Source organism: Psychrobacter pacificensis (assembly GCF_900101915.1).
Taxonomy (GTDB): domain Bacteria; phylum Pseudomonadota; class Gammaproteobacteria; order Pseudomonadales; family Moraxellaceae; genus Psychrobacter; species Psychrobacter pacificensis.
In genome coordinates this window covers 1-8,375 of sequence record NZ_FNAL01000039.1, presented here as the reverse complement: position 1 = coordinate 8,375, position 8,375 = coordinate 1, and the positions used below count along the sequence as shown (strand labels likewise).

The following is an 8,375-nucleotide window of genomic DNA, read 5'->3' as shown; positions in this document are numbered from 1 at the left end:
ACATCCTGCACGCTGCACTGTAGAGCGGTTAATGCGGCAGCATGGCATGCAGGGTGTTTGGCGAGGTAAAGGTAAGATAACGACTAAGTCTCGTGACGATCAAAAGCGTGCTGATGATTTGGTTAATCGTAACTTTAATGCCCATCGCCCTAACCAGCTATGGGTAGCTGATTTTACCTATATAAAGACACTGAGTGGCTGGGTATATACCGCCTTTATCATTGATGTATTTGCTCGCGCTATCGTTGGCTGGAAAGTATCAGATCGTATGAACACTGATATGGTGATGGCAGCACTAAACCAAGCCATTGCAGACAGAAACCATCCTAAAGATGTCATTCATCATAGTGATCGCGGCGTTCAGTACTTATCAATTCGCTATACTGATAAGATGGCTGATTCTGGCGTCATTGCATCTGTTGGCACGACAGGTGATTCATACGATAATGCGTTGGCTGAAACGGTTAACGGGCTTTATAAAACAGAGGTGATTGAATATTTAAAACAGCAGTGGCGGGATGCGTGTGATGTTGAATTAGCAACCCTAGAATGGGTCGATTGGTTTAACAAAACTCGCATTCATAGTACGATTAGTTATGTGTCGCCTTTTGAGTTTGAGAGACGATACTATGATAGTCTTTGTGAGTCAGACAAAGCTGCCTGACTCAAGCAATCCACTCTCCGATATAGTCGGGGCGGTTCATACATTATATTAGCTTTTTCCTAGGGGTTATCTTCAACCAATAACATAACAAGATAGCCAAAATATTTAAGTACACTCGACGAAGCATAATAATTGCCTGTCATAGCTAAATTCTTATTAGACCGCTTACACTTTTTCTGTACTACCCGCACTTCATAGCCATGGAAACTCTCACGCGTACCGACACGTATTGAGCTATCGAGTCCTAGTTCTTTTTTAATATCTCTTGCTGCTTGCTCACTATGCGCTCTAATCTGCCAATGACTGGCATCGATAAGCTGACAACCTACTGTCACAAAATGCTGTAGCATCTCAAGCTGGGTCTCTTTAATGCCAAAATGAATCGATGAGGTGTTTAAGTTTTGTTTAACAGAAAATATATCCACAAATAACTTTAGTTCATCAGGTTTATCAGTTGACATCTGATACGCACGATCAAACGCTTTGACTAAAACCTCTTGATTTTTATGTCCCGTCGGCGCACTTAAAAGCAACCTATCATCAGAAAAAATTTGACTGGCTCTATCGTAAATCTGTCTACCTTCATGGATAGGAATACCATGCCAAAGTGCGACCTTTACCAACCGCTCTGCTCTTTTATCAATGCTTATTTTTTGAAGCTCTTTCAAGAATGCAATCACATCATAAATTTTAGGATGGATAAATATAGACGGTCGAGTATTCGCTGCGTCATTTTGTGTGTTTTGCTCATAATCTGTATTAGCTGGTGTTCTGTTATAAGAGAGAAGAGACTCTTTACTCGCAACCTTATTGATTAAATAGCCACGCATCTTAACAAGATTAGTTTGTTTGGTGCTAGGACTATAAGCTCTGCCATCTTGTCTATTTATCGTCTGATAACCAATACCTGTTACCATCTCAAACACTGTTATCGGTATAGCAAGCTTAGCTTCACTATTTTGCCAACCAGCCAGCAGATGCGCGGTATGAATGTAATGTTCAAACGTAGTATCTGGCGTTAGATGCCCTGCAAGACTTGCCAGACCAAACCAAATGCTCTGCTCTTTATTATTACCAAGTATTGCCTTAATGATATTGTCGCCATGCTTTTTATCATAGTCTGTGACCACCTGAGCCAGTGGTGAGTCGCTCAACACTAGTGCAAGATGACTAATCGTAGTATGCCGAAAGCTATGAAAGGTAAAATCATGCGTGATAAGCAGCCTGTCCCATATAATTTTCATCATATTACTAAAAAGCACTGCTGGCAGTGGCTGGTCACCCGAGCCTTGTGAGAATAAATAACGCCGCTTTAACCTTTTTTGCTGATAATAGAATGTTATGAACTGTTTTAACTCGTCATCCTTGAAAAGACTATCTATCGGTATTACTCTTTTGGCACTACTGCTTTTAAGCCTACGATAACGGTTGGGTTTAAGTATTATTTTAGGTACTTCAACCATTCGACCATTAATAAGCCCTATATCTGCAATGTCACTAACCTTAATACCAATAATTTCATTAATTCGCATACCAGTGCGATAAACAAGTGCTAAAACAATCAAACAAAGTTGCTTTTGCTCAACTTCTAACTTCGATGATTGGATGTATCTTTTCATTGCGCGATATACATGTGGTGACACCATTTCGGCTTTAACCACTTGTCGGTTGTTACCCCAAGGGAAGTATACGTAAGGTGCATCAAAGTGAGTACGTTGATGATCGTGAAAGGCTTTTAGACGTCCATAAGTAAATTTCTGACTGTCTTTTAAACGATCAAGATAAGATATCGGTTGGCCAGTAGCATTTTTATCATCATCTATATCACTAGACGTATCATCTTCAAACTCCGATGACTTACATAACATAGACGTCTTACGACCATCTTTAATTTTACTTTGAATAATCTGCTCATAGATATCCTCAAAGTCGTCGCCTTCCCACTGACCAATATTCTCATCCATAGTCAGCATCAACCAATCGCGACCAATGCAGCCGATATATTTACTGATGGTATTTAATCTAATGCTATGATCATCCAGTAGCGATAACGCCCAGCTAAGTAAGCGTTGCGCGTTAGGCTGGCTAGCATCTGTCTTTAATGTTGTGATAGTAGAAGTAGCAGCGCTTCTGGTAAGTTTGAGCGTATCTTGCACTTCTTTAATTAGATTTTTGCTAAAGCTTGGATAAGCTATAGCATTTCGCTTGTTCTGTGATTTGTCTACCGCCTGATAACTGGCATCAAACAACTCAGACCATGTAAGCGGCTCAGGGTTTGGATTGATAACTTCTTGGTTATAGCGACTCAGCTTATCAGTCGGTAGCCCAGTGGTTTTAAGATCGCCTTGTTTAACAATAGAAAGCGCCCCATCAATTAAGCTACCTTCCATCTGCCGCCAGTGATAGTTGGCATGTTTAATAAGCATTGAGTGCTGCGGACGCTCAATATCTTTATTGGTGAGTTTAAGCGTCTTTGAGATATCATTAATGATGGTGTTAAATGGTTTTATTTTTGTCTTACTCAAGTCCTTGTCTTTTAGCGCATATAAAAAACACAAACTCATATCGTCGGGTACGTAGTCGATAAAGCGCTGCAAGTCGTCACTACTATCCAGTGCGCAGCCATAGTTATAATCAGGCACGCTAAGCGGTATTACGGCTAATTGCTCTGCTTTATCTTTACCATCAGTTGCTGGCAGACTAATCTGATAAGCACGGCGCTCACTAAACAGCCAATCATATAGCGCTCTTAATATGTCAATATCATTAACACCGCCATACATGATGCTGCAGCTCACAAGGTGATTGCATGGGATTTTGATTAACATAGTCTGCAATCAGCACTTTAGCTGCGCTTTTAATGCTTTTTTTAGCGCCATCTCTGTTGAGCTGCCGCAGTTTGTGAGCACTAATGTTATCCATATAAGCGAACCTCAATTTGTTTTAGGCAAAGATCATTGGCAATCGCATCTAGATGAGGGCTGAGCTGGTGCAATTGATTAATAGAGCTTGATGACATGGGGTGCGTAAATTCTTGATCGGGATGCTCATGACCGTAAAGCGTACAAATTAGATAATCAGACACACGTTCTGTGAGCATGGATCGCAGCTGATGACGCAGCCAATTATCCTGATGACTAAAAAAATCTTGTAGCTCATATCGAACGCGGCTTGGCGTGATACCGATAAAGCCTTTTGGATTTTTTTGGTAAATTTGAATAAGCGATTGCTCTGATTGCAGAATAGCATCAAGGGGATAAGGTGTTTCAGGGCAAATTGGATTATAGATAGCGGCAAATTGCTTAATATAATCAATGTAGTTTTGTATAGCAGCGGCTAAAAACTGACTTAACGGAATGAGCCTGCCGTCAGACTGACCGTGACGCTCTTCTTTATCAGATACCCATAGTAGACGACGTTTAAAATCAAGCTGATTGAGTAATCCTGGCGCATGTTTAACCGGACGAATACCGGTTTGAATCATAATAGTGTGCCACAGCCAAACGCTATAGCTATTAAACTGCGCAGTATAGCGCTCGATACTATGATTGAGCCGTTCATTATAGCTCTCAGCGCTCATAGCCAACTGTTCAAAGAACTGCTGGCACGTAGAGGTTTCAAGCACCATATCGCTGCCAACATGGCTTTTATGACCATTCATGGACACGCTGCACTCATCTATCAATGACGCCTTTTTCTCGTCATCACAGTATGCGCTTAGCAGTGCTACTGCTTTTATATAGGTTTGCTCTAGATCAGCAGTTTTGATGCTGGTGTAATACAGCGGCGAGCTGTGCTTTACATCAACGCCTGTGAGGATGTCAGCATGTAGTGGCTTACTAAGGCCATTTTTAATCACTACAAACAATCCAGACTCGATATATTGAGCACTCAAAGCTGGCAGGTTGAGCTGATTCTTAACCTCGTTGATAGCTAGTTTGACATCATCAAGTGAAACAGCGACTTTGTCCTCTAACATGATCTGTAGCACTTCAGGTAGTGCTCGCTTGAATACGCTACCATAGCTTTGCCTGTGAGCAAGTAAATGGCTTCTGGTATTGGTGGTCACATCAATCGTGATAGCAATACTACTGACTTTACGAGTACGGTCATAAACAAAATACTGACGCTGACTGCGACCGCGCTGCCAATCATCAATTATATTGTCAATACTAAGACCGCTTAACAGTGACAGTAGTAAGACGGCATAACCCGTTCTACTTTTCATGTGTTCCTTCATAAAGCGTTGCCATAGCATCGAAAATAGCATTTGATAGCCAGTTACACTCAGCTGGCGATGATTAGTTGGGAAATGAAACTGATTGCGGCTGGCATGCTGATAGCTGCTTTTGAGCTTCCATTGCTGTAGCTCAGAGGATTTGGCGATTTGTTTGATGGGTTTAAAATTATTGTCCAGCAGTGGCGGTGTGTTATCATCGGCAATATTCTCAGCAGTTGCCACGTTAGTTGACTTGCGTGATTGTTTCGTACTAAACAATTTTTTCTGTAACGGCTCACCATCAATAACCGTCGTAGTATTAACAACACTTTGAGCTTTTTTTGAACGTTTGGCGCTCTTATCATAAGTTTTACCGATAAAAGCTTTATTGTTTATGACTACCTCATAAGCCAGCCTGATTTGACCAACTTTACTGGCAAGATACTGATTAGCAGCTTTACCCGTTGCCTCTTCTTGTTTGACGCTTATCTCATACTTTCTGATAGAAGATAAGCATGAGGATAGGTTATCGCACTGATCATGAATTCTAATTAACTCGTTGAGGATATCGCGCTGTGGATCAGCAGGCCTTAATGCCATACGAATACGAACGCCTAGTTTATCAATTTTAGCAAAATGCTTATCTTGCCTAGCTGTAATCATAAATATGATTTTGAGGTAGCCGCTCATAAACCGCCAAGCATCACTACCGCTATCAACCGCACCATACGCTTGATAAAATATAAGCAGCATATATGTAACCGCCCACTCTCCCGTTCTACCTTGCCCGATAATCTGCTGGATCACTTCAGTACAATCGATGCCCCTAAAACTAGCATTAGCAAGTGGCGCCGAACACAGTAGATCAATCTCAGCGTCTGGCACCAGACCGATAATATCAATAACCAATGCTTGCATTTGCACATAATGTGGCGAGCCTATAGGAATGAGCTTATTCAATACTCGTTTATCAGTCACATCATCGAACAGTTTAGTATCAGCCATGTCTACCATTCATCCAGTTCATGTTTTTAGGTAGACCTAATAAAGTCTCATCACATGCTACCTTACACTGCTGATATTCATAGCTACTTTGACTGATACCTGCAAAATGACAGTAATTACTAACGGTTAATCGGGGCACGCCCATCAGCTCACAGATAAGCTGCTTTGATGCATTTTTATATATGGCTTGAAACAGAGCCGGATGATTCACGCCAGCAAACCTAGATAGACTGAGAACCTCGCACCACGCCAGCCGCTTAATATCATGACGACTTTCAAGCGCAATCAGACAAGGCTGACGCCAGCTATCTTCGAACCTCATTACCTCATCGATTCGTGCAAAGTTATTGAAGAACTGATAACTGTCTCTATCAAGCATACATAACCGCAATGCTGGTCGATAATAATCATCTAAGCCTGCCAGCTGTGGTCGACGCAGAGGCGATCTATGCTGCTGCCAAACCATAAAAGCAGTTCTGGCATCAGGATGAACGGTTAGATTTTTTGAGTTCAGAACTAACAGCTTTTGAGTCGAGCGAAGAGTCTTATTTTTCACGATAAACTGCTCTAAAAATTATCATTGCATTAATAGTACGTTATAACATAACATTATACAAGTGGATGATTTAATTATATTTATTAAAAAATATATTGGCTGTAAATGAGTGCAAAGTCATTAAAAAGAGCTCTCAAAAATAACAGCGATGCCATTACTTCGTGAGAGCTATGATTGTTTTTTATCAGGTAATAATATCGTTATTTTTAGAGTTTAGAATGAATGTATAGATTCAACTACATTATTTATAAAACCTAATTTTTACTGTCTTCATCAGGTATGTATTTTAATATCTCGCATGGTGTCACCTCTAGTACTTCACACAATTTGCTTAGTGTATCGAACTCTATACGAGTCGTCTCATCGTTATAAATCCTATGAAGTGTTGATTTACTAATGTCTGTCATCCTTACTAGATCGGCAACCCGTAGTCGTCTTTCTGCTAGAAGCACAGGGAGATTACAAGAAATCACAATAAAATCCTTATTGGTAAGTAAAAAATACTTGCCAGTGACTACTTTTCTGCTAGAATAATACTCGTTGGCAATAACTAAGTTTCCGTCAAAAACTATTTTATGCTGACTAACGCTTTATTATGTCATATACCTATCTTGCTGCTCAATAGCTGGCTAATGATGGTAGGTGTGACTGTTTCAATAGATATCATTACTATAAAAAGGGAATGTTAATCGTAGGTATCAGGTCATTAAAAAGGAGCACGTTGTGGGCATCAGCATTGAATGGAGCATGACACAAAATGCTTGGGACAAACGGGTCTGTGAAGATTATTGGGCTTATGATCACAAAATCAGCTATATAGATTATATCCGTCTGCTTTGTCAAAAATATAGCATTAATACGCATGTATTATTTGAAACCGTAAGCCAATGCTACGCTTGCTTAGATGATGTGTGCTGCGAATATTGCGGAAGCGCCTGTCCTATTGAAGTACCTGCCGATATTGCTTACATGCGAGCAAAAGAGAGTTGGTTTTGCGCAGTGTGTGAGCATGCTATGTGGCGCGGGGATTCTGTTAGCAAATAGAACCAGCTTCAATTGATAGTAGCAGCCAAAGCCATACGTTTACTACGTGTGGCTTTGTTTTTCTTCAGCATAAATTCCATTCAAACGAAAAAATTCAGGCTCATCAGTACTATTTGAACTATAGTATATAAAGGTATCGTCACCAGACAACAACTCTTCAACAGCTTCTGTTACATAAGCCATGGATTCCAGTGGTAAGCTTTGCGGACTCTGCATGCCAACAAATATTCCTTTAGTATCATGAGCTTTTGCAAGTAGATTAATCAGCTTGTGTGTGGCTATCTTTATCATATCGAATTCATGCTCGCCTGTAGAGCTCGCTTGAAAAAACTGGAATGAACTGCCAACCTCAAACAAGCTTATAACATCTATTACATCTATACCGATAATAGTACTTGCGGACCTTACATCTAGCAGTTCAACGACATCATTTACTTCATTAGGCTGGCATCTAATAATGCCTTCTACAATATCTAAGCGTTCATACTCATTGTTATCTGTCTGTAAGCCTACTAAAATATCAGCCTCTGCTTTCTCTCTTAGCTCTAGTAGTGCCTGCTCATTCCAACCGTCATTGATCATAAAACAGGCGATAATAGATGGCGAATAATGGTCTTTATCTGGTCGGTATAAGGCGACACACGGAACACTATCTATTTTTGAGTTGTCGAGCTGATATTTCATGATTAGACCTTTTGTTACTCTAAATGTTATGACACTAAAAGTATCACTCGTTTTTATTTTTATACTGACTTACCGTATGATTAATGAATTTGAGGCTGTCCTAGATAACTAGTTCAAACCCTGTTTAACTCATTGTTTTAATTGTAGTAATTGCGACTTTGGGTCACTATGATTAAAACGCCACTCACATTCCTTTAAATAAA

The 8,375-nt window shown here is 40.2% G+C and carries 7 protein-coding genes and 1 pseudogene; 2 read left to right on the top strand and 6 right to left on the bottom strand.

What is annotated here, in order from left to right; translation table 11 throughout:
• A partial coding sequence (locus BLR43_RS13020; RefSeq protein ID WP_143007453.1) for an IS3 family transposase occupies positions 1-664 on the top strand: 664 nt, incomplete at its 5' end.
• 59 nt (positions 665-723) lie between these two features.
• On the opposite strand, the gene BLR43_RS13015 is transcribed toward BLR43_RS13020, so the two are convergent.
• The 4 genes from BLR43_RS13015 to BLR43_RS13000 form a co-directional block, all read right to left on the bottom strand.
• Complete coding sequence (locus tag BLR43_RS13015) at positions 724-3,462, bottom strand: site-specific integrase (RefSeq protein WP_167669420.1); 2,739 nt, start codon at positions 3,460-3,462, stop codon at positions 724-726.
• 116 nt (positions 3,463-3,578) lie between these two features.
• Positions 3,579-5,888, bottom strand: coding sequence for a hypothetical protein (locus BLR43_RS13010; protein ID WP_093071418.1), 2,310 nt, complete (start codon positions 5,886-5,888; stop codon positions 3,579-3,581).
• Positions 5,881-6,444 (bottom strand): hypothetical protein, encoded by a 564-nt coding sequence (locus BLR43_RS13005; protein WP_093071417.1) that lies wholly within the window; start codon positions 6,442-6,444, stop codon positions 5,881-5,883. The genes BLR43_RS13010 and BLR43_RS13005 overlap by 8 nt, the downstream gene beginning before the upstream one ends.
• Positions 6,445-6,698: 254 nt before the next feature.
• Positions 6,699-6,896, bottom strand: a complete 198-nt coding sequence (locus tag BLR43_RS13000) for a helix-turn-helix domain-containing protein (protein ID WP_313781172.1) — start codon at positions 6,894-6,896, stop codon at positions 6,699-6,701.
• Between the two features lie 271 nt (positions 6,897-7,167).
• Here BLR43_RS13000 and BLR43_RS12995 point away from each other — a divergent pair, with 271 nt between their 5' ends.
• On the top strand, positions 7,168-7,488 hold the full coding sequence (locus tag BLR43_RS12995; protein ID WP_093071415.1) for a hypothetical protein: 321 nt from the start codon (positions 7,168-7,170) through the stop codon (positions 7,486-7,488).
• 42 nt (positions 7,489-7,530) lie between these two features.
• Here BLR43_RS12995 and BLR43_RS12990 read toward each other — a convergent pair whose 3' ends face one another.
• Both BLR43_RS12990 and BLR43_RS13530 read right to left on the bottom strand, forming a co-directional pair.
• Positions 7,531-8,172 (bottom strand): hypothetical protein, encoded by a 642-nt coding sequence (locus tag BLR43_RS12990; protein WP_093071414.1) that lies wholly within the window; start codon positions 8,170-8,172, stop codon positions 7,531-7,533.
• 129 nt (positions 8,173-8,301) lie between these two features.
• A pseudogene (locus BLR43_RS13530) lies at positions 8,302-8,375 on the bottom strand (IS1595 family transposase); the annotation flags it as partial.

What these genes read in the sequence shown, in the direction of transcription:
- BLR43_RS13010 (WP_093071418.1), bottom strand. Translation starts at nt 5,888, where the DNA reads ATGGCTGATACTAAACTGTTCGATGATGTGACTGATAAACGAGTATTG.
- BLR43_RS12990 (WP_093071414.1), bottom strand. Translation starts at nt 8,172, where the DNA reads ATGAAATATCAGCTCGACAACTCAAAAATAGATAGTGTTCCGTGTGTC.